24 protein-coding genes and 2 pseudogenes are annotated in these 21,425 nt (G+C 66.4%); 6 read left to right on the top strand and 20 right to left on the bottom strand.

Going from position 1 to position 21,425, the window contains the following annotated elements; translation table 11 throughout:
• Positions 1-5: 5 nt before the first annotated feature.
• The 9 genes from tatB to petA all read right to left on the bottom strand — a co-directional run bounded on the left by tatB (position 6) and on the right by petA (position 6,180).
• Positions 6-473, bottom strand: a complete 468-nt coding sequence (gene tatB / locus QP166_RS02390) for a Sec-independent protein translocase protein TatB (protein WP_333914456.1) — start codon at positions 471-473, stop codon at positions 6-8.
• A 30-nt stretch (positions 474-503) separates the two neighbouring features.
• Positions 504-743 (bottom strand): twin-arginine translocase TatA/TatE family subunit, encoded by a 240-nt coding sequence (locus QP166_RS02385; protein ID WP_333914455.1) that lies wholly within the window; start codon positions 741-743, stop codon positions 504-506.
• A gap of 28 nt (positions 744-771) precedes the next feature.
• The gene (gene scpB, locus QP166_RS02380; protein WP_333914454.1) at positions 772-1,341 is read right to left on the bottom strand and encodes an SMC-Scp complex subunit ScpB; all 570 of its coding nucleotides are present in this window, start codon (positions 1,339-1,341) and stop codon (positions 772-774) included.
• Positions 1,338-2,075, bottom strand: coding sequence for a segregation and condensation protein A (locus QP166_RS02375; RefSeq protein ID WP_333914453.1), 738 nt, complete (start codon positions 2,073-2,075; stop codon positions 1,338-1,340). Before QP166_RS02375 ends, scpB begins: the two co-directional genes overlap by 4 nt.
• Before the next feature lie 75 nt (positions 2,076-2,150).
• The gene (locus QP166_RS02370; protein ID WP_333914452.1) at positions 2,151-2,699 is read right to left on the bottom strand and encodes a peptidase; all 549 of its coding nucleotides are present in this window, start codon (positions 2,697-2,699) and stop codon (positions 2,151-2,153) included.
• Positions 2,700-2,784: 85 nt separating this feature from the next.
• Positions 2,785-3,315, bottom strand: a complete 531-nt coding sequence (locus QP166_RS02365) for an adenine phosphoribosyltransferase (protein ID WP_333914451.1) — start codon at positions 3,313-3,315, stop codon at positions 2,785-2,787.
• Positions 3,316-3,427: 112 nt separating this feature from the next.
• On the bottom strand, positions 3,428-4,270 hold the full coding sequence (locus QP166_RS02360) for a cytochrome c1 (protein WP_333914450.1): 843 nt from the start codon (positions 4,268-4,270) through the stop codon (positions 3,428-3,430).
• A 30-nt stretch (positions 4,271-4,300) separates the two neighbouring features.
• Positions 4,301-5,587, bottom strand: a complete 1,287-nt coding sequence (locus QP166_RS02355; protein ID WP_333914449.1) for a cytochrome b — start codon at positions 5,585-5,587, stop codon at positions 4,301-4,303.
• A 14-nt stretch (positions 5,588-5,601) separates the two neighbouring features.
• The gene (gene petA / locus QP166_RS02350; protein ID WP_333914448.1) at positions 5,602-6,180 is read right to left on the bottom strand and encodes a ubiquinol-cytochrome c reductase iron-sulfur subunit; all 579 of its coding nucleotides are present in this window, start codon (positions 6,178-6,180) and stop codon (positions 5,602-5,604) included.
• Positions 6,181-6,354: 174 nt separating this feature from the next.
• Here petA and QP166_RS02345 point away from each other — a divergent pair, with 174 nt between their 5' ends.
• Positions 6,355-6,807, top strand: coding sequence for a tRNA (cytidine(34)-2'-O)-methyltransferase (locus QP166_RS02345; RefSeq protein WP_333914447.1), 453 nt, complete (start codon positions 6,355-6,357; stop codon positions 6,805-6,807).
• On the opposite strand, the gene QP166_RS02340 is transcribed toward QP166_RS02345, so the two are convergent.
• Positions 6,734-7,510, bottom strand: a complete 777-nt coding sequence (locus QP166_RS02340) for an AcvB/VirJ family lysyl-phosphatidylglycerol hydrolase (RefSeq protein WP_333914446.1) — start codon at positions 7,508-7,510, stop codon at positions 6,734-6,736. The genes QP166_RS02345 and QP166_RS02340 overlap by 74 nt on opposite strands.
• Before the next feature lie 64 nt (positions 7,511-7,574).
• Between QP166_RS02340 and hemF the strand changes: the two genes are divergently transcribed.
• Both hemF and QP166_RS02330 read left to right on the top strand, forming a co-directional pair.
• A complete protein-coding gene (gene hemF / locus QP166_RS02335; protein WP_333914445.1) occupies positions 7,575-8,417 on the top strand; it encodes an oxygen-dependent coproporphyrinogen oxidase in 843 nt (280 codons plus the stop codon).
• 62 nt (positions 8,418-8,479) lie between these two features.
• The gene (locus QP166_RS02330) at positions 8,480-9,016 is read left to right on the top strand and encodes a GNAT family N-acetyltransferase (RefSeq protein ID WP_333917236.1); all 537 of its coding nucleotides are present in this window, start codon (positions 8,480-8,482) and stop codon (positions 9,014-9,016) included.
• Here QP166_RS02330 and QP166_RS02325 read toward each other — a convergent pair.
• Positions 8,986-9,729 (bottom strand): hypothetical protein, encoded by a 744-nt coding sequence (locus QP166_RS02325; protein ID WP_333914444.1) that lies wholly within the window; start codon positions 9,727-9,729, stop codon positions 8,986-8,988. The two genes, QP166_RS02330 and QP166_RS02325, sit on opposite strands and share 31 nt — an antisense overlap.
• Positions 9,726-10,547, bottom strand: coding sequence for a hypothetical protein (locus QP166_RS02320; RefSeq protein WP_333914443.1), 822 nt, complete (start codon positions 10,545-10,547; stop codon positions 9,726-9,728). Before QP166_RS02320 ends, QP166_RS02325 begins: the two co-directional genes overlap by 4 nt.
• Before the next feature lie 123 nt (positions 10,548-10,670).
• Here QP166_RS02320 and lipB point away from each other — a divergent pair, with 123 nt between their 5' ends.
• The 3 genes from lipB (at position 10,671) to QP166_RS02305 (ending at position 12,620) form a co-directional block, all read left to right on the top strand.
• Positions 10,671-11,360: a lipoyl(octanoyl) transferase LipB gene (gene lipB / locus QP166_RS02315; RefSeq protein WP_443027180.1), complete on the top strand. Its 690-nt coding sequence runs from the start codon at positions 10,671-10,673 to the stop codon at positions 11,358-11,360.
• 92 nt (positions 11,361-11,452) lie between these two features.
• Complete coding sequence (locus QP166_RS02310) at positions 11,453-11,713, top strand: hypothetical protein (protein WP_184033254.1); 261 nt, start codon at positions 11,453-11,455, stop codon at positions 11,711-11,713.
• A gap of 217 nt (positions 11,714-11,930) precedes the next feature.
• The gene (locus tag QP166_RS02305; protein ID WP_333914442.1) at positions 11,931-12,620 is read left to right on the top strand and encodes a hypothetical protein; all 690 of its coding nucleotides are present in this window, start codon (positions 11,931-11,933) and stop codon (positions 12,618-12,620) included.
• Positions 12,621-12,663: 43 nt separating this feature from the next.
• On the opposite strand, the gene queE is transcribed toward QP166_RS02305, so the two are convergent.
• From queE to parE, 8 genes and pseudogenes are all read right to left on the bottom strand, one after another.
• Positions 12,664-13,296, bottom strand: coding sequence for a 7-carboxy-7-deazaguanine synthase (queE, locus tag QP166_RS02300; protein WP_333914441.1), 633 nt, complete (start codon positions 13,294-13,296; stop codon positions 12,664-12,666).
• Entirely contained in the window at positions 13,293-13,991 is a 699-nt protein-coding gene (queC, locus tag QP166_RS02295; protein WP_333914440.1) for a 7-cyano-7-deazaguanine synthase QueC, read from the bottom strand. Before queC ends, queE begins: the two co-directional genes overlap by 4 nt.
• 288 nt (positions 13,992-14,279) lie before the next feature.
• Complete coding sequence (hslO, locus tag QP166_RS02290; protein ID WP_333914439.1) at positions 14,280-15,185, bottom strand: Hsp33 family molecular chaperone HslO; 906 nt, start codon at positions 15,183-15,185, stop codon at positions 14,280-14,282.
• Between the two features lie 193 nt (positions 15,186-15,378).
• Complete coding sequence (gene argF / locus QP166_RS02285; protein WP_333914438.1) at positions 15,379-16,296, bottom strand: ornithine carbamoyltransferase; 918 nt, start codon at positions 16,294-16,296, stop codon at positions 15,379-15,381.
• Between the two features lie 49 nt (positions 16,297-16,345).
• Positions 16,346-17,548: an aspartate aminotransferase family protein gene (locus tag QP166_RS02280; protein ID WP_333917234.1), complete on the bottom strand. Its 1,203-nt coding sequence runs from the start codon at positions 17,546-17,548 to the stop codon at positions 16,346-16,348.
• Positions 17,549-17,683: 135 nt separating this feature from the next.
• Positions 17,684-18,286: pseudogene (locus QP166_RS02275) on the bottom strand (YoaK family protein); the annotation flags it as partial.
• Between the two features lie 158 nt (positions 18,287-18,444).
• A pseudogene (locus QP166_RS18905) lies at positions 18,445-18,546 on the bottom strand (PEPxxWA-CTERM sorting domain-containing protein); the annotation flags it as partial.
• An 814-nt stretch (positions 18,547-19,360) separates the two neighbouring features.
• Entirely contained in the window at positions 19,361-21,337 is a 1,977-nt protein-coding gene (gene parE, locus QP166_RS02265) for a DNA topoisomerase IV subunit B (RefSeq protein ID WP_333914436.1), read from the bottom strand.
• Positions 21,338-21,425: the final 88 nt, after the last annotated feature.

The following is a 21,425-nucleotide window of genomic DNA, read 5'->3' as shown; positions in this document are numbered from 1 at the left end:
CTCGGTCACGATGCAGCCTTGTCCTGGATCACGCGCCCATCGGGGCCATGATGATCGTCCGCGCGATGCCCGGCCTCGCCATGATCGACGGGCGGAGGTGCCGGCGGAGGCGTATGCTCGGGCACGACATGCGGCTTTTCGACCATGACCGGCTGCTCGACGTCACCACCGCCGGGCAAATGGTCGGCGTTCGACGCATGGTCCGGCAGCGCTGGCGAAGCAGGCGGAGTCGGGACGAACGGATGCTCGCGCATGATCCGTTCGTTCTCCGCCTTCCACTTCTTCTCCATCTCTTCCAATTCGGCCTCGCGCACCATCTCGTCGAAGCCGGCACGGAACTGGCGCCCGACCGCACGCGCGCGACCGACCCAATAGCCGAGCACGCGCATCGCCTTGGGCAGGTCCTTGGGGCCGATCACCACCAGCGCAACGAGCGCCACCAGCAGGAATTCAGACGAATCGATGCCGAACATCAAGCGCGCCGGTTATGTGAGGACAATGGATCAGCGACGTTCCTCGCGAACGGGTTCGGCATCACGATCGAAGGCGGGCTCGGCATGGCTCTTCGCCTCGATCCGCGGCTTGGGACGCGTATCGTCCTCGTCTTCTTCGGCCATGCCCTTCTTGAAGTTCTTCACACCCTTGGCGACGTCGCCCATCAGGTTCGAAAAACGCCCGCCGCCAAGCAGCAGGATCGCGACCACCGCGAGGATGAGGATATGCGGGAGGCTGAAACTGCCCATGACGAAATCTCCTAACGTAAAACGGTATCTAGTCTTCCTCGGCGGCGTTTTCCACCGCGAGTTGATCGAACGCCAAATCGACGGGATCCAGCAGGCCAGCAGCGCGCAGATCGTCGACGCCGGGAAGGTCGCGTCGGCTCTTGAGCCCGAAATGTGACAGGAAGTCGGGGGTCGTCACAAACATCAGCGGTCGGCCCGGTACTTCGCGTCGTCCGGCTGGTCGGATCCAGCCCGCCTCCATGAGCACGTCGAGCGTCCCGCGAGCGGTCTGCACACCGCGGATCGCCTCGATCTCGGCGCGCGTGACGGGCTCGTGATAAGCGATGATCGCCAGTGTCTCGATCCCCGCACGGCTGAGTCGCCGGATCTCGTCGCGGCCGCGGCGCAGCAGGTGCGCCAGATCGGCGGCAGTCTGGAAATGCCAGCGCCCGCCACGCTCGACCAGTTCGAACCCACGCCCGCGGTATCGCACCGTCAACCGGTCGAGCGCGCCGGCAACGTCGCCATCGCCGGCATGTGCCCGGATCGCATCGCGGGTGAGCGGTTCGGTCGCGGCGAACAACACCGCCTCGACGGCGCGGTCATAGGCGTCACTCACGAGGCCGGACGCCGCAGATACAACGGAGCAAAGGGTGCTTCCTGACGAAGTTCCGCCCTTCCCTGCCGTGCGAGTTCCAGCGCGGCAAGGAAACTCGATGCCAGAGCCGAGCGGCGCATCCGCGTATTGCTCGGTTCGGGCATGAAGCGCTCGATCTCACACCAGTTGATCGCCGTGCCGAGCAGCCCGGCCAGCCGCGCCAGCGCCGCCTCCAGCGTCACCACCTCGCGGTCGCGAACGACATGCAACGCCGGGCGTGTTCGCGCCTTGACCCTCCCGTACGACGCCAGCAGGTCGTAATATTCAACCGACCAAAAGGCTTTGCGGACGACGTGCAGCCCCTCGGGCGCCCCGCGCCGGAAGACGTCGCGATCGAGGCGGTTGCGCGCCATCAAGCGCGCGCCGGCATCGCGCATGGCATCGAGCCGCTCGAGCCGCAATTGCAGCCGCAACGCGAGTTCCTCGACATCGGGCTCGGCCTCTGGATCGCTCGGCAAGAGCAATGTCGATTTGAGATACGCCAGCCACGCCGCCATGACGAGGTAATCGGCAGCGAGTTCGAGTTGGAGCACCCGCGCCCGCTCGACATAGCCGAGATATTGCTCGACCAGTTGCAGGATCGAAATGTCCCGCAGGTCGACCTTCTGCGCGCGCGCGAGCGAGAGCAGCAGGTCGAGTGGCCCCTCGAAGCCGTCGAGATCGAGCGTCAATTGCTCGGGGGCGGCGTCGGTCATGCCGCCGCAGGTTCAGTCACATCAGCCACGCGCGACAGCCTGACATAAGCCGGCGCGCGCGGCCAGAGGCGGCGTTCAGCGACGATCGCGCGGGCGAAAGGCGCCGTTCGGACGCGGCGTGCGATAGCCTTCGGCACGGTTTTGACGCCGCAGGTCCCGGTAATCGCCACGAACATCGTTGCGATACTCCTGCCGCGCGGCGCGGCGTTCCTGCCGGAACTGGTCGCGGGTGATGCGGCCATCACGATAGGCCTGCCGGTCGGCACGGACGTCGCCACGATAATCGCGACGTTCGCGACGGACGTCGCGGCCGAAGTCCCGCCAGTTGGCACGGACGTCGCGATCGCCATAGCCAGAGCGGCGCTGGCCCCAGTAACGTTGCTGGCGCTCGTTCCACGGGTAGGCGCGCCGATAGCGATCGTAGACGTAGCCACCGGTGCCGGGATAATAATAATTGTCGTACCAGCCGTAATAGCCGTTGCCGTAACCACCGGCGTAATACGCGTCATCGTAATAGCCGGTCCCAAGCCCGACACCGGAATAACCGTAACCATCGGTGCAGGCGGCGGTCGACAGCGACAGGCCGCCCAGCAATCCGATCAGCAGCACACGGGGCGCAAACATCGCGGGATCTCCTCACATGGAGCAAGCGGCAGAACGCGCCGCCAGTACAAACCAACGAGGGTTAACCCGCGATGTTCCAGACCGGTCAGTGGCCGGGGAACGCCACCAGCGCCGATAAGGCGACACCATCCGCCTGGAGAAGCGCCGCTCCGCCAAGATCGGGCAGGTCGACCACGAATTGCGCCTGCGTCACCGAGGCGCCGGCCTTGCGCAACAGCCGTACCGCGGCGCGCGCCGTCCCGCCGGTCGCGATCAAATCGTCGACGAGCAGGACCCGCGCGCCCGGCGCGCAGGCGTCGGCATGGATCGCGATCCGGTCGGTGCCATATTCCAGCGCATAATCCTCGGCGATCGTCGCGCCGGGCAGCTTGCCGTCCTTGCGGATCAGCAGGACGCCGGCCTGCAACGGGATCGCCAGCGCCGCCGCGAAGAGGAAGCCGCGCGCCTCGACCCCGGCGACGAGGTCCACCGGGCCGTCGACCGCCGCCACCATCCGCTCGACGCAGGTCGCCAGTCCGTGGGGCGACAGCAACAGCGTGGTGATGTCGCGGAACTGGATGCCCGGCTTGGGGAAGTCGGGGATGGTGCGGATCAGCGCCTTCAGGTCGTCGTTCATCAACCCCGCCTACACGAAAACGGCGACCGGGGAGTGCCCGGTCGCCGTCATCCACTTTACGAAGCCACGCCGTCGAACGGGTCCGGCATCACCGGAGCCGCCGACCGCCCGCTCAATGCTTCACGTTGCGCCACACGTTCTGATAGGCGCCCCACGTCAGATAGACGAAGATCAACAGGAATATCACGACCGCGACACCCGCGGCATGGCGCGCCTCGAGATTGGGCTCGGCGGTCCAGGTCAGGAATGCCGCGACATCGCGCGCCATCTGGTCCTTGGTCGCTTTGGTCCCGTCCGAATAGGTCACCTGACCGTCCGAGGTGATCGGAGGCGGCATGGCGATGTTGAGGTTCGCGAAATACGGGTTGTAGTGCAGCCCCTCCGGCGTCTTGGCGTCGGGGAACTCACGCAGCAGCTCGGCGGGCTGGTCGCGATAGCCGGTCAGCAGCGCATGGACGTAGTTCGATCCATCCTCGCGCGCCTTGGTCATCAGCGACAGATCCGGCGGCAGCGCATTGTTGTTCGCCGCACGCGCCGCGACCTCGTTCGCGAACGGCGACGGGAAGTGGTCCGACGGCATGTTCTTGCGCGTCGCCGCCTCGCCGGTTTCCGGGTTCACCGACGGCTGCTCGATCACCCACTGGGTGGCGATCGCCTTCACCTCGGCCTCCGAATAGCCGATCTTCTGCAGATCGCGGAAGGCGACATACTTCAGCGAGTGGCAGGCCGCGCAGACCTCCTTGTAGACCTGGAAGCCGCGCTGGACCTGCGCCCGGTCGAACTTGCCCAGCAACCCGGCCGAGGACAGATGAATGTTCTCGGGATGCTCGTGGAACGCATGTTCCGCGGTGTGCGGTGCCGGGTTCTGGATCGCGTCCTTCGCGGTGAAGAACAGCGCCAGCGCGAGCACGAAGACGAACCCCGCACCGACCAGCAGTGAAATGAGACGAACCATTGCCTGTCGAATCCCCTCTTCGTCTCTGTCTCAGCTCGCCATCGCGGTTTGCGCGGGGCTGGTGCCGCCGTGCTTCGCCAGCACCGCCTCGGTGATCGAGTTCGGCAACGGGCGCGGACGCTCGGCCGCCGACACCAAAGGCAGGATGATCAGGAAGTGCGCGAAGTAATAACCCGCCGCGATCTGACCCATCATCACGTTGCGCGCGCTCGCCTCCGCCCCGCCGACATAGCCGAGCACGAGCACGTCGAGCAGCAGCACGAGCAGGAACCAACGGTAAGTCGGCCGGTAATTGGCCGAGCGCACCGGCGAGGCATCCAGCCATGGCAGGAAGAACAGCAGCAGGATCGAGCCGAACATCGCCAGCACGCCCCACAGCTTCGCCGGCAGGATGAAGTCCGCGGTGAAGCTCTTCAGGATCGCGTAGAACGGCAAGAAGTACCATTCGGGAACGATGTGCGCCGGGGTCGAGAGCGGGTTCGCCTCGATGTAATTGTCCGGGTGACCCAGCAGGTTCGGCGAGAAGAACACGAACAGCGCGAAGATCAGGAAGAACACGCCGACGCCGACGCCGTCCTTCGCGGTGTAATAAGGATGGAACGGCACCGTGTCCTGCTCGCCCTTCACGTCGACGCCGGTCGGGTTGTTCGACCCCGGGATATGCAGCGCCCAGATGTGGAGGATGATGACCCCCGCGATCACGAACGGCAGCAGATAGTGGAGCGAGAAGAACCGGTTGAGCGCGGCATTGTCGGGCGCGAACCCGCCGAGCAGCCACACGCGGATCGTCTCGCCGACCAGCGGGATCGCCGAGAAGAAGCCGGTGATGACCTGCGCGCCCCAGAAGCTCATCTGCCCCCAGGGAAGCACATAGCCCATGAACGCGGTCGCCATCATCAGCAGGAAGATCACGACGCCCAGCAGCCACACCATCTCGCGCGGCGCCTTGTACGATCCGTAGTAAAGCCCGCGGCCGATGTGGATGTAGACAACTGCGAGGAACATCGACGCGCCATTGGCGTGCGCATAGCGCAGGAACCAGCCCGCGTTGACGTCGCGCATGATGCTTTCGACCGAGCCGAACGCGACACCGCCATTGGCGGCATAATGCATCGCAAGCACGACACCGGTGACGATCTGCAGCACCAGCGCCGCGCCCGCGAGCACGCCGAAGTTCCAGAAATAGTTGAGGTTGCGCGGCACCGGATAGCCGGCGCCGATTGCGTTGTAGACGAGGCGCGGCAGCGGCAGCTTCTCGTCCATCCAGCGCATCAGCGGCGCCTTCGGCTCGTAATGCTTGGCCCAGGGAAAGCTCATTTCTCTATCTCCCCTCAGCCGACCGTGACGACGGTGTCGGAATTGAACGTATAATCGGGCACGTGCAGGTTCTTCGGCGCCGGTCCCTGCCGGATGCGCCCGGCGGTGTCATAGGCCGAGCCGTGGCACGGACAGAAATAGCCGCCGAACGGCCCCTTGTTCTCGCCCTCGCCGGCGCCCAGCGGCACGCAGCCCAGGTGCGTGCAGACGCCCAGCGTGATCAGCCAGTTCTTCTTTCCGGCCTTGGTCCGCTCTTCCAGCGTCTGCGGATCGCGAAGCGAGGCGACGTCGACCGCATCGGCCTCGCCGACTTCCTTCGGCGTCAGGTTGCGGACGAACAACGGTTGCTTGCGGAAACTGGCCTTGATCGCCTGACCCGGCGCGATCTTCGAGATGTCGATCTCGGTGGTCGATTGCGCCAGCACGTCGGCCGACGGGTTCATCTGGTTGATCAGCGGCAGGACGATCGCAACCGCACCGACACCCGCGAATGACACCGCGGCGATGTTGATGAAATCGCGACGGCGCGGATCGTGCGTCCCTTCATGATAGGGCGCGGGATCTTCGCCGAGGGGGATTTCCTGCACTGCCATCGCCATTCGCGTTACACCTCTGCCCGTTCCTCTGTCCGGCTGGAGGGTGATGCCGCGTGCGACATGGTTGCTCCCCGCCGGTGGCCTGCCCGTCCCCACGGCGACCTTTGCGGCCTGATAGCCGTGCCCCCGCCGCTTTGCCAACAGCATTTTGCGCGGCTACGAGATGCAGCCATGCGGATCGCGCTCTTCCAGCCAGACATTGCCGGCAACGTGGGCACCCTGTTGCGGCTCGGCGCCTGCCTGGGTGTCGCGGTCGACCTGATCGAGCCGATGGGTTTTCCGTGGAGCGGCCGGGCCTTGGCACGCGCCGGCATGGACTATGCCGGCATGGTAGAGGTCCGTCGCCACGCCGATTGGCAGGCGTTCCTCGTCACCAGCCGCGGGCGAATCGTGCTGGCGACCACCGCCGGCGCGGTGCCGCTGCCCCACGCGACGTTCGAGCCGGATGACATATTGTTGCTAGGCAGCGAGAGCGCCGGTGTTCCCCCGCCGGTCCATGATCGGGCCGACCTGCGCGTCCGCGTGCCGATGCGTGCCGGGTTGCGCTCGCTCAACGTCGCGGTGACGGGGGCGATCCTGCTGGGGGAGGCGCTGCGCCAGACGGCGGGCTGGCCGAGGACGTAGCGCGCGCCACCGCGCCGAGCACATGCGCCAGCAGCCCGGCGCTGTCGTGGTGCAGATTGTGCCCGCCCGGCATCGCGATGATCTTCGCGCCCGGCACGCGGAGCTTCGGGCAGAGGCTGTCGTCCTCCTCCTGGCCATAGATGCACGTCAGCGGCGCCCAGGTCAGCGTGTTGCCGGTGTCGACGCCGATACTGTCCGGCGTGCCGCGATAGACCCAGCCGGTGGGATCGGCGCGGTAGAACACCGTCTCGCCCGGCAGGATCAGCACGATCCCCGCGACCCGTGGCCGCAGGTCGGCGGGCAGATGCGCCAGCCCGGTCTGGACGATGTCCGCGCCATAGGATTGCCCCATCACGACCACGCGCTGCTGCCCGGTGCGCGCCAGCGCGGTCCGCACCGCATCGGCGACGAAGGCGTCGACCTCCGCGCGGGTGCGGCGGAAGCGGAACACGACCGGCGACGAGACCCCGAGCACCGTCACACGATGCTCGGTCAGCCCGCGCGAGGTCGACGCGCCGAGCAGGAAACGCAGCCCCATGTCACCGGAAATGTTGACGACCGCGATCGGACGCGCCGGTTTCTGTGCCGGATAGAGATGATAAGGGTCGCGATCGAAATAGCCGCCCGCCGCCACCAGAGCGCAGACGAAGGCGGAGCTGACCGCAGCGACGCGCACCCCGCGCCAGAAGGATTTGGCGTTCATGCGTCTCGCTCTGCCACCGCCGCTGCGCCTTGGCCAGCGCGCGGCGACGCGCTAGGTCACCGCCATGATGACGCTGGATAACGAACAGGCCGCCGCACGCGCCTGGTTCGAGGAGTTGCGCGACCGGATCTGCGCGGAGTTCGAGGCGATCGAGCGCGAGGCCGGGTCCGATGCCGGGTTCGACTATACGCCCTGGGACCGCGTCGATCCCGCCGGCTTGCCCGGCGGTGGCGGAGTGCGCGGGGTGATGAAGGGGCGCGTGTTCGAAAAGGTCGGCGTCAACGTCTCGACGGTCGGCGGCACGTTCGAGGGCGAGTTCGGTAAGACGATCCACGGCGCGGGCGACGATCCACGGTTCTTCGCGACCGGCATCAGCCTCGTCGCGCATATGGCCAATCCGCACGTTCCGGCGGTGCATATGAACACGCGCTTCCTCGTCACGACCAAGCGCTGGTTCGGCGGCGGCGCCGATCTCAACCCACCGTTGCCGATCGTGGAGGATACCGAGGATTTCCACGCGACGCTGGCGCGCGCCTGCGACGCGCACGATCCGGAACATTATCCGCGCTTCAAGAAGTGGGCGGACGAGTATTTCTACATCCCGCATCGCCAGGTGCACCGCGGGGTGGGCGGGATCTTCTACGATCACCTGGAGGGTGATTTCGCGCGCAACTTCGCCTTCACGCAGGATGTCGGGCGCGCGTTCCTCGACGCCTATCCCCGGATCGTGCGGCGACGGATGGACATGCCGTTCAGCGAGGCCGACATCGCCGAGCAGCGCGCATGGCGCGGGCGCTATGCCGAATTCAACCTCGTCTATGATCGCGGCACGTTGTTCGGGCTCAAGACCGGCGGCAATATCGACGCGATTTTGATGAGCCTGCCCCCGCTCGCCACCTGGGCGTGACGGTGACGGGGCTGACCACGCTCGGCGACGATCAGGTTGCAGCTATCGTTACCACGCTGGAGATGGCCGAACGGCCACGTCCGCGACCGTTACCCGACGCCACGTTGCGGCTGGTCCGCTGGGAACGGCCGTCGCCCGACAAATATCGGGCGCTGTTCCGCCGGGTCGGCGCGCGCTGGCTGTGGTTCTCGCGGCTGGTGATGGACGATGCCGCGCTCACCGCGATCATCCACGATCCGGCGGTCGAGGTCTTTGCCGCGGTCGATCGCGCCGGGATCGAGGTCGGGATGCTGGAGCTGGATTTCCGCCACGCCGCCGCGTGCGAGATCGGCTATTTCGCGCTCGTCCCCGAACTGGCGGGGCGCGGGATCGGTCGCTGGTTGATGGCGCAGGCGTTGGGTCTGGCGTGGCGCGGCGGGGTCGAGCGCGTCTGGCTGCACACCTGCACGCTCGATCATCCCCGCGCGCTCGGCTTCTACCGTGCGCAGGGATTCGTCGCGACGAAGCGGACCGTGGAGACGTTCACCGATCCGCGCGTCCTTGGCGTGCTTCCCGTCGACGTCGCGCCTCAGGTGCCCTTGCTGGCGCGGATCCGATAGGCGACCACGCCGAGCAGCAGCGTCGCGGTCGCATAGGTCGCGCCCACACCCGCGATCAGAGCATCGACCAGCGCGAGCGCGAGCGGATTGCCCGCGCTACCGCGCAGTGATTCATCGGCGAGCAGCAACGGCGATACCATCAGCCATTGCGCCAGGAACAATGCGACCAGCGCGCCGGTCAGCGCGCGATCCAGCCCCTTGGTCATCTTCCAGCTCAGGCGCAGCGACGCGAGCGGCTTGAGCGCCGGATGCCGCGCCATCGCGGGCACCGCGACGATCAGCCGCGCCTGCACGTACAGTCCCGGCAACACCAGCATCCACAGCCCCAGCGCGACCGGCACCGCCATCGTGACGGTCGCGATCGTGAACGCCACCAACCGGACGAGCGCCTGTCCCAGCGATTGCCCGATCGTCAGCCGATCCGGCTCGAGCAGGAACAGCGCGATCGCGGCCAGCCCGAACGTGCCGATTAACTCCGCCAGCAGCACCCAGATGGCATTGCCCTGCCCCCACATCCCGACATTGTTGATCCACGCCTGCATCGCCGCCTCGTCGCGTGCGCCGGACGGCAGTGCCGGGGCCGGGTCGCACAGCAGCAGCGCCGCGAACGCGGGCAAAAAGACGAACGCGCCGATGACCGGCAGCATCAACGTCGCGTCCCGCCGGAACAGCCGCCACACGACCGACAGCAATCCTGCGAAGCCGATCGTCATGCGAGCGGCGCCATCCGCTGCTCGCGCTCGACCGCGGCGACATAGAAGCGCGCATAGAACACGCTCTGCACCATCGTCGCGCCCGCCGAAATCAGCGCACGCACCACGGCGACGACGAACGCCACGCCCCCCGGCGCATCGCCGCCCAGCGCCAATCGCGCGATCACGCCGACCACCGACGTGGCGGCGAGCATCGCAACCGTGGTGATGATGAAATACAGGATCAGCACGCCGATCAGCTTCAGCGTCGAACCCTTGGTCAGATCGAGGCTGCGGCGGAGCGCGCTGAACCCGCGGCGTTCGTTGACCACGATCCCGAACAGCGGCACGATCCGCGCGCTGAGCCACAGCCCCAGCACGATCGCCAGCAGCACCGACAGCCCCGCCCCGATCACATAGCCCGGCGCAGCGTGCGACATGTCCGGCGTCCCGGCCATCCCCATCGTGGCGCCCGAGATCGCCAGCAACGCGCCCGCGGGAACGAACAACGCGATGGCCGCGAGCACCAGCGCGACCAGCACGCCCAGCGCGGGCAGCAGGCGTTGCCCGCCGATCCGCAACGCCTGGGCGCGGTCGACCGCCGGGTCGCTCGCCACCGCGGTCATCGCCAGCACGCCGAGGATCAGCAGCACCAGCACCGCCAGCCGGACCAGCGGCACCGCGAGGGCCGCCGGTCCGGGCAATGGAACGATCGTCCCCAGCGCACCGGACACGATCCCCGGAAGAACCAGCGTCACCAACGCGATGCTGGTGAGGATCGCCGTCCGCCCGCGAAGGACGTCGACCGTCCGATCCCACACGTCGCCGATCCTGACCATCGTCACCCCATGCCGCCCGTGATTGTCTCTCCCCGCGGCCTAGGGGCAGTTCCGCCGCGCGGCAATGGGCGTCGTCGGCCGTGCCGGCTTGCCAAGCATGCGAGCGGTCCGCATCTGTGTGGCGTGGACACGAACATCGAGACGAGCGCGACCGGCCCCGACGGCATCGAGTGGCGGCGGACGCCGGGGCTGACCGATTATGCCGCGGCGCTGGCCGAGATGGAGGCGCGCGCCGCCGCGGTCGCCGCCGGCGAGGCGCGCGAGCTGGTGTGGCTGCTCGAACATCCGCCGGTCTATACCGCGGGCACCAGCGCCGATCCCGCCGAGCTGGTCGACGCGCGCTTCCCGGTCGTGCCGGCCGGGCGCGGCGGTCGCTACACCTATCACGGCCCGGGGCAACGGGTCGGCTATCTCGTGCTCGACCTCAACAAGCGCGGACGCGACGTGCGGTGCTTCGTCCATGCCGTCGAAGGCTGGGTGATCGCCGCTCTGGGGCAGATCGGCATCTCCGCGTTCCGCGCTCCGGGCCGGATCGGCATCTGGACGCATGATCGAAACGGGCAGGAAGCGAAGATCGGCGCGATCGGCATCCGCGTTCGCCGATGGGTGACGCTGCATGGGTTCTCGGTCAATCTATCGCCCGATCTGCAACACTTTACCGGGATCATTCCTTGCGGTCTGGCCGAATATCCCGTGACGAGCGCTGCAGCGTTGGGGATGTCTTCAGACGCTGCAACCTTCGACGCGGCTCTGGCGTTCACCGCCGAGGCCTTTCTCAATAGCCTGATTTGTGCGGGTGAAAACGAGACTTGAGGGGCCGGTCATCTGTGATTAATGTCCAAGTCGATTTGGAAACAACAAAACGGCCGCAGGGTCGCCAAATCCACAGTCTAGGGAGCAATTTCATGCGTGCAGTCATCACCAAGTTCGTGGCCGGCTCGGCACTCGCGGCGGCCGCTCTCGCGGTTTCGGCGTGCGGTTCGAAGACCGAAGGCACCGAGAACACCATGGTCACCGACATGAATGCCACCGAGGGCATGGACACCATGACCGACAACATGACCGCCGTTGACGGCGCCATGAACGGCGGCATGATGGCCAATGACTCCATGATGAGCAACGACATGATGATGTCGAACATGGGTGGCATGTCGAACGCGATGTAATCTGCCGCATTGGCGATTGTATCCAAAGGGCCGTCCGGGCAACCGGGCGGCCTTTTTTTGCGGCAACGAACCGTTACGCGACGTCAACAAGTTCCCGATCCGCAAGCCATTTGCGGTGAACCGAATCCGGCTCGCGATAGTTTACGCTTGGGTCATCCCCCCAAAGTATCGTAAAAGCCTCCTAACGGCATGGCCGTGTGCGAGGAGTGTTGGGGTAATGCAAAAGGTGGGGATCGCCGGTGCGGTCGCGGCACTGGCGGCGGGCTTGCTAGTCACGACGCCGGCAGCGGCGCAATTCTATATGAAGAGCAAGGATCTGCGCGGCGAGCGCGTGCGCGGTGACGAACCGGGGATCGGTCAGTTGCTGCCCGGCGCAACCCCCGACGAGCTGCGCGCGGCGATGGTGTGGAACATGCGCGCGGCGCTGAACGTGGCGGCGCTGCAATGCCAGTTCGAGCCGTCGTTGCTGACCGTGCAGAATTACAACGCCATTCTGGCCGATCACAAGCAAGAGCTGGCGCAGTCGTACACGGCACTGACCAAATATTTCGAGCGCACTGCCAAGTCCAAGAAGGACGGGCAGAATGCCCTCGACCAGTTCGGCACGCGCACCTATTCGGGCTTTGCGACGGTCGCGGCGCAATATGGTTTCTGCACCACGACGTCGAGCATCGGCCGCGAGGCGCTCTATGCGCCGCGCGGAAGCTTCGGCGACATCGCGCTCGGCCGGATGCGCGAAGTCCGCAACAGCCTGACGCCGTGGGGCGAGCAGCAATTCCCGCGGATGCTGGTGTCGCTCTCGCCCGCCTTCCTGCCGCGTTTCGACAAGGCTTGCTGGAAGAAGGACGAGTTCGTCATCAAGAAGTGCGGACAACCCTTCGGCGCGGTCACCTACGCCGCACGATGACCCTTACGACCGGTGTGGCGATGCCGCCGCACCGGTTCGTGCTCTAACGCAAGCCGAGCAGCTTGTGCGTCTGGAGCGACAGCTTCCAGCGCGGGCGTTCCATCACCACCGCCATCGCCGCGGCGACATTCGCCTCTCCGGCCGCATCGTCGAGCGGTTGGAGCAGGAAGTGCTTGAAGTCCCAGCCTTCGATCGCATCGATCGCGGTGCCCGGCTGCGGCCAGACCAGCTTCAGTTCGTCGCCGTGGCGCTGCACGGTCTCGCTGCCCGCCTTGGGGCTGATGCACACCCAATCGATGCCGGGATGTACCGCCAGCGTACCGTTGCTCTCGATCGCGATCTCGAACCCGGCAGCGTGCAGCGCGTCGACCAGCGCATCATCGACCTGCAGCATCGGCTCGCCGCCGGTCAGCACGACGAAGCGGCGCTCATGCGCTTCACCCCAGAATGCCGCGACTTCCGCGACCAGCGCGTCTGCATCCGCGAACTTGCCGCCGCCCAGCCCGTCGGTGCCCACGAAGTCGGTGTCGCAGAAGCGGCAGATCGCGGTCGCGCGGTCCTGCTCGCGCCCGCTCCACAGGTTGCAGCCCGCGAAGCGCACGAACACCGCGCGTCGTCCGGCCTGCACGCCCTCGCCCTGGAGCGTGAGGAACATTTCCTTGACGGCATAGCTCATGGCGCGGGCGGCGAGACCGCATAGACGGTCGGGTCGGGGATGCCTGCGTCCTCGAAGCCCTTGTGACGCAGGCGGCAACTGTCACACAGCCCGCAGTGCTTCGCGCCCGGCGCGGGATCGTAGCACGACCAGCTCATTCCCATGTCGAGCCCGAGCCGTGTGCCCTCGCGGACGATGTCGGCCTTGGTCATATGCTGGAGCGGCGCGCGGAAGCGGAACGGCGTCCCCTCGACACCGCTCTTGGTCGCCAGTTCGGCAAGATGCTCGAACGCGGCGATGAATTCAGGGCGGCAATCGGGATAGCCCGAATAATCGAGCGCGTTGACGCCGAGATAGATGTCGCGCGCCCCCGCCGCCTCGGCCCAACCGAGCGCGAGGCTGAGGAAGATCGTGTTGCGCGCCGGCACGTACGTCACCGGGATCGTTTCCCCGACGCCGTCCTTGGGCACTGCGATCGCGCTGTCGATCAGCGCCGAGCCACCGAACGCCGACAGGTCGATCGGAAGCACGACGTGCCGCACCGCGCCGAGCGCAAGCGCGATCCGGCGCGCCGCAGCGAGTTCGACCTGGTGGCGCTGGTTATAGTCGATCGACAACGCGAACAGCGGATGCCCGGCTTCGCGCGCGAGCGCGGCGGACACCAGGGAGTCGAGCCCGCCCGAAACGAGCACGACCGCAGGAGTGGATTGGGTCATGATCCGCGCGAGCTAGGCGCACTCCCGCTCCAGCGCAACCACCGGCGCGGCGAGTGATGCTGCAAAAGAACGGGCCGCCCATGGGGCGACCCGAAGGATGCCCGTACGACCGGGCGGGGAGAGAGCATGCCGCCGAAACAGCATGGCATCCTTATGATGTATAAGGGTTAATGAAGAGTTAGGGGCGATCCCTGCCCTTCCCGCGCCGGCGAAAATCCAGAGCCTCTGATGTTTCGTCTCTTACGAAGATCCGCGCGTCTCCGGTCCCCGCCTCCGCAAGGATGACGATCAGGCCGCCAGATCTTCCGCCCGCAACGGGAACACCGTCGAGCAGAAGGCGCAATCGACCGCGATCAGGCCGCGGTCATCCGCCATCTCCAATCGTTGCTCGATCGGAAAGCGCTCCAGCACCGATCGAATGTGCTCGACCGTGCAGCGACAACCGCGCGACACCGGCTGCGCTTCGAGGACGCGCACTTCGCTTTCCTCGTTGAACAATCGCCACAGCAACGTCTCCAGCGGCAGCTGCGCGTCGGCGAGTTCGTCGACCGCGATGGTCTGCCCCAGCGCCTCGACATGCTCCCACTCGGGATGGTCGAGCTTGGTATGCAGCCGCTCGCGCCCCTCCTCGCCCTCGGGAAGGTGCTGGAGCAGCAACCCACCCGCGATGCACGTGCCGTTCGCATCCTTCTGCATCCCGACGCGCACCAGCGTCGGGATCTGCTCGGACTGGTAGAAATAACTCTGCGCCGCCGCCGCCAGCGTGTCGCCGTCCAGTGGCACGATCCCCTGATAGCGCTCGCCGGTGCTCGCCAGATCGAAGGTGATCGCGAGATAGCCGGCGCCGAACAGCGCGAACAACGTCGGGTCGGCGGGCGCGGCGGCGAGCTTGTCGGCGTCATACTGAACGTAACCGCGCACCTCGCCGCCGCGCCAGTCACAGACCAGCAGGGTAACGATCCCGTTCTCGGTCTGCGTCTGCATCGTCAACTGACCGGCCGGGTCCTTGAGCGTCGCCCCGATCAGCGCGGTCAGCGTCAGCGCCTCGGCGAGCAGTTTCTCGATCGCAGGCGGGTAGGCATGCGCAGACAAGATCGCATCGAGCGTCGGCCCGAGCCGCACTGCGCGCCCTCGCGCATGGCGGTCGGGAATGGTGAAACCGAGCGCGCGGTCGAGATCGGGGGTATCGCTCATAAGTCCTCGTGCAACCAACACCCACCCCCACCGTCATCCCGGCGCAGGCCGGGATCCATGTCTCCGCGCAAACGGAAGCAGCGGCGCCTGCCGCACGCTGGATCCCGGCCTTCGCCGGGATGACGGAGGAAGGAAGGATAGTCGCTCACGCGAGCGACAACGATCGCCTAAATGGTGGCGCCCCGGCCGGCGATCAACCGATCTGCCCGAGGCACCAGCGCAAGACCGACTTCTGCGCATGGAGCCGGTTTTCCGCCTCCGCCCAGATCAGCGATTGCGGCCCGTCGATCACGTCGGGGGTCACTTCCTCGCCACGGTGCGCGGGCAGGCAGTGGAGGAACTTCGCGTCGGGCTTCGCCGCCGCCATCAGCACCGCATCGACCTGATAGGGCATCATCGCCGCCAGCTTGGTCTCGGCATGTGCCTGCCCCATCGAGATCCACGTGTCGGTGACGACCACGTCCGCTCCCGCCACCGCCTCGCGCGGATCAGCGACGATGCGCGCGCGGCCGTTGCCGCGCGCGACCGACGCCTCGTCGGGCTGGAAACCCTGCGGACACGCCGCGACGACGTCGAAATGCATCAGCCCCGCCGCCTCGACGATCGAGGCGAGCACGTTGTTACCGTCGCCCAGCCATGCGACCTTGAGCCCGGGAAGCGATTTGCCGCTTTCGATGATCGTCAGCAGGTCGGCCATGATCTGGCACGGATGCGATTCATCGGTCAGCCCGTTGATCACCGGCACGGTCGCGTAATGCGCCATTTCCTCGATCTTGGCGTGATCGTCGGTGCGGATCATGATCGCGTCGACATAGTTCGACAGCACGCGCGCGGTATCGGCGACCGTCTCGCCGCGGCCGAGCTGCATCTGCCCGGCCTCCATGACGATCGATTGCCCGCCGAGCTGGCGCACCGCCATGTCGAACGACACGCGCGTGCGCGTCGAATTCTTCTCGAAGATCATCGCGAGCACATGGCCGGCGAGCGGCGCGTCGGCATCGACACGCCCCTTGGTCCAACCCGCGCGCGCCTGCTTGCGCGTCAGGGCATCGTCGAGCATCGCGGCGATCGCGTCCGGCCCGGCATCGGTCAGGTTCAGGAAATGGCGCATCGTCTCTCCCCGCTCCGCCCCCCGCGTCGAGGGGGCGGAGATCAGGCCATCAATCGTCGGCAACCGGCACGTAGACCCGTGCGGCTTCGCTCAGCTTCTCCACGCATTCGGCGATGTGACTTTCGTCGATCACCAGCGGCGGCAGGATGCGGACGACGTTCTCGCCCGCCGCGACCAGCAGCAGCCCGTGGTGATCGCGGCAATGCGCGACGAAGCGGCGACTGTCGCTCTTGAGCTTGAGCCCCTGCATCAACCCGTGCCCGCGCACCGAATCGAACAGCCCGTCGTGGTTGGGGATGAGCTGCTCGAGCGAGGACCGCAGCCGCTCGCCCATCTGCGTGACATGGTCGAGAAAGCCGTCGGCGAGGATCACGTCGAGCACCGCTTCGCCCGCCGCCATCGCCAGCGGGTTGCCGCCATAGGTGGAGCCGTGCGTGCCGAACACCATGCCCTTCGCCGCCTCGGCGGTGGCGAGGCACGCGCCGAGCGGGAAGCCGCCACCGATGCCCTTGGCCGCCGCCATGATGTCGGGCGTGATCCCGTACAGTTCGTGCGCGAAGAACTTGCCGGTGCGGCCATAGCCCGCCTGCACCTCGTCGAGCACCAGCAGCAGGCCATGCTCGTCGCACGCCTTGCGCAGGCCCTGCAAAAATTCCTGCGATGCCGGACGGATACCGCCCTCGCCCTGGATCGGCTCGACCAGGAAGCCGGCGGTGTTGCCGTCGATCAGCGCGAGCGCGCCCTCCAGATCGTTGAACTGCGCGTATTTGAAGCCCGGCAGCAGCGGCTCGAACCCGTCGCGCATCTTGGCCTGGTTGGTGGCCGAGATCGTCCCCAGCGTCCGCCCATGGAAGGCGGTGTCGAAGGTGATGAGATCGTGCCGCTCGGGGTTGCCGTTGGCATAATGGTAGCGACGCGCGGTCTTGATCGCGCACTCGACCGCCTCGGCACCCGAATTGGTGAAGAAGACGGTGTCGGCGAAGGTATGGTCGACCAGCCTCTCCGCGAAATGCTCGCCCTGCGGGCTGCCGTACAGGTTGCTGACGTGCATCAACGTCGCGGCCTGCTCCGAGATCGCCTTGGTCAGGGCCGGATGGCCGTGACCGAGGGCGTTCACCGCAATCCCGCTCGCGAAGTCGAGATACTGGCTGCCGTCCTCGCCATAGAGGTACACGCCCTCACCGCGCACCGGTCGCACGCCGCACCGCGGGTAGACGGGCATCAACGGCGGGATGGATGCGTCAGGCGACACGGGGCCTTCTCCTCGAACGAAAGCGGGCGGCCCGACACGGACCGCCCTGACCACGCTATTAGAGGCAAAAACGCGGGCGAACAACACCGCGTCAGCGTCGCGCCACCCCCTGCCCGCCGCCGCGATCGCCAGCGCGAACGCGAACGACGCCGCACCCCACAAGGCATCGGTGCCGAGCGCATGATAGCCATACGTCCCGCCCAGCGCGCCGACCACCAATCCGCTCCAGAGCAGCAGATATGGCACCCACCCGGTCGCCGGCGCGATCCCCAGCAGCGCGCCGGCCAGCGCTTGCCCGAGCCGGACCAGCGTGCCCGTGACATAGGTGATCGGGATACTCATGCTGACCCCGCCGCCACGCTGGAACACGACGTTCAGCGCGCCCATCGCCGCGGCGAGCAGCACTGCGCCAAGTCCCTCGACCATCAGCAACGCGGACCAGGCCAGCAAGGCAGCGCTGAACAGGATCATCGCCATCGGCGACCAGCGCCCCAGCCGCTCGGCCAGGATCGACGCGATCATCACACCAAACAGAAAGCCGAGGATCAGCGCCCCGACCAGCGTGGTCGCACCGTCCTGCCGCACCAGATCGATCCCGAGCAGCGTCGAATTGCCGCTCATGAACGAAACGAACAGGCCACCGAGGCGCAGAGATCCCACCGCATCGACGAACCCCGCCAGCACCGCCAGCGCGATCGCCAACGGCCAGTCGGCACGCGGCCGCTCCGTTATCGGCACGACGGTCGACCCGTCAGATGATCGCCAACCATATTCGACACCTTCAGCAAGCTACCCGTCATTGCGAACGAAGCGAAGCAATCCAGGGCGTCCTTCTCCAACCCCGGATTGCTTTACTACGCTCGCAATGACGAACACGCGTGCATCAAGATCCTCGGTCAGGCCGTCGCCACGCCACGCCGACGCGACCGCAACGCGCCGCCGATCAATCCGAAACCGAGGATCATCATCGCCCACGTCGCCGGCTCCGGCACGGCGCCTGCGATCAGCGTCTCGCTGGCGAAGAAAGGCAGGACTGAGGTGCGGCGGAAATCGGTGGGCGCGTAGACCAGCGCCGTCCCCCCGGACACCGACGTCACTGCGCCATATTTGAAGTTGTCGACTCCCTTGGTCAGCGGCGTCGAAGCAATGTCATTGCCCTCGGCGGTCAACGTTCCGCAACAACCGATGGTATCGTTGCCAAGCCGGATGCTTGAACCTAGGCCAGCCAGCAAATCGTTGACGATCGTGTTGCTGACTACACCCGGCGCCGGGTCAGGTGCCGGAAATACAGGGCTGATGATGCTCGCCTCGCCTGTCAGCAACAACGTGCCACCTGCGCGTACGAAATTTCCGATTGCCATCGTTTCTGAGCTGGTGAAGGCGGCATTCGGAAACTGCAGGACCAGCAACCCAATCCCCTGCAGCATATCGGACGATATCGCGTTTGCTGTCTGCGATACCGACACGCCGCCAATCGAGTCGTAGAAATTTATCAGATTTCGATTGGCAAATGACGGATATCCCGGAACAATGTAAGTACGCTCCGATATTAGAACGCGTTTAGCGTCGCCTAGAATATTTGCGTAGAATGCTCGATTACCCGGATTGCCACCGAACGATGGCGAGACGTCGAGTGAAAACGTCGACGTCGTATCGCCGCCAACCACCAAGGTTCCGGCGCTGGCCGGCACTGCCAGCGCGACGGCCGCTAATCCGGCCAAGATCTTCAAACCCATGTTACTATCCCCCGCGTTTCCCACTCGCTAGGAAACGCCGCTGGCCGGGTCAACGCCTGCGCTCGTTACTCACCGATCACGCGTCGATCGCCTCCTCGTCGAGCCGCGCGGCATTTTCCTGAATAAACGCAAAGCGATGCGCGGGGTTTGTGCCCATCAGCCGGTCGACCAGATCCTTGACGCCCGCGCGCTCCTCATATTCCTGCGGCAGCGTGATCCGGATCATGCTCCGTTTCGCCGGGTCCATCGTCGTCTCGCGCAGCTGCTGCGGGTTCATCTCGCCCAGTCCCTTGAACCGCGCGACCTCGACCTTCTTGCCCTTGAACGCGGTCCGCTCCAGCTGCGCACGGTGCGCGTCGTCGCGTGCGTACAGGCTCTTTGTCCCAGCGGTAAGGCGATAGAGCGGCGGCTGCGCCAGATACAGGTGCCCCTGCCGCACCAGATCGGGCATCTCCTGGAAGAAGAACGTCATCAGCAGCGTCGCGATATGCGCGCCGTCGACATCGGCGTCGGTCATGATGACGACGCGTTCGTAGCGGAGCTGCTCGGGGCGGCAATCCTTGCGCGTCCCGCAGCCGAGCGCCTGGATCAGGTCGGCGATTTCCTGATTGGCAAGGATCTTGGCGCTGGTCGCCGAGGCGACGTTGAGGATCTTGCCGCGGATCGGCAGGATCGCCTGCGTCTTGCGGTCGCGCGCCTGCTTGGCCGAGCCGCCGGCCGAATCACCCTCGACGATGAAGATCTCGGTGCCGTCCGAATTGTCGGCGGCACAATCTGTCAGCTTGCCGGGCAGCCGCAGCTTGCGCGCCGAGGTCGCCGTCTTGCGCTTGACGTCGCGTTCGGCCTTGCGCCGCAGCCGCTCGTCCATCCGCTCCAGCACATAGCCGAGCAGCGCCTTGCCGCGATCCATATTGTGCCCGAGCCAATGGTCGAAATGGTCACGCATCGCCTTCTCGACCAGCCCCGCCGCTTCCGGAGAGGTCAGCCGGTCCTTGGTCTGCGACTGGAATTGCGGCTCGCGAATGAACACCGACAGCATCAGCTCGCTCCCGACCATCACGTCGTCGGCGGTCAGTTCCTTGGCGCGCTTGTTGCCGACCAGATCGCCGAACTGACGCAAGCCGCGCACCAGCGCCTGCCGCAGTCCCTGTTCGTGCGTCCCGCCATCGGGGGTCGGGATCGTGTTGCAATACCAGCTATAGCTGCCCTCGCTCCACAGCGGCCATGCCACTGCCCATTCGACCTTGCCCTGGCTGTCGGCGAAATCCTGCTGCCCCGCGAAGAAGTCGGCGGTCGCGCATTCGCGAGTACCGATCTGCTCCTTGAGATGGTCGGACAGGCCGCCGGGGAACTGGAAAGCCGCCTCGGCCGGCGTGTCGTCGCCGATGAGCGACGCGGCGCATTTCCAGCGGATCTCGACCCCGGCGAACAGATACGCCTTCGACCGCGCCAGCTTATAGAGCCGCGCCGGCTTGAACATCAGCTCCGGCCCGAAGATCTCGGTATCCGGCACGAAGCTGACGGTCGTGCCGCGCCGGTTGGGGGCCGCGCCGACCGTCTCCAGCGGGCCGAGCGTCTGCCCGCGCGAGAAGCGCTGGCGATAGAGCTGCCGGTCGCGCGCGACCTCGACCACCGTCTCGCTCGACAGCGCATTGACCACCGACACGCCGACGCCGTGCAGACCGCCCGAGGTCGCATAAGCCTTGCCCGAGAACTTGCCGCCGGAGTGCAGCATCGAGAGGATGACCTCCAGCGCCGACTTGTCGGGGAATTTGGGGTGCGGGTCGATCGGCATCCCGCGTCCGTTATCGATGACCGTCAGGCGGTTGCCTGGCTCCAGCGTGATCTCGATCCGCGTCGCATGGCCCGCGACCGCCTCGTCCATCGCATTGTCCAGCACCTCGGCGGCGAGGTGGTGCAACGCGCGCTCGTCGGTGCCGCCGACGTACATGCCGGGACGGCGGCGGACCGGCTCCAGCCCCTCCAGCACCTCGATCGACGACGCGTCGTAACTGGCGGTGGTGGCAGTGGCGGACGCGAAGAGATCGGACATGTGGGGTATATACGGAACAGAAGGCCCGTGCGCCACCGCGACCGGGGCAGCAACCGTTCGTCACGCAACCTATCGTTGCGTCCTCCCG

This window comes from Sphingomonas sp. LR60, from assembly GCF_036855935.1.
GTDB lineage: Bacteria > Pseudomonadota > Alphaproteobacteria > Sphingomonadales > Sphingomonadaceae > Sphingomonas.
Note: the sequence above shows the minus strand (reverse complement) of the source record. Positions and strands in the feature narration are given on the sequence as shown.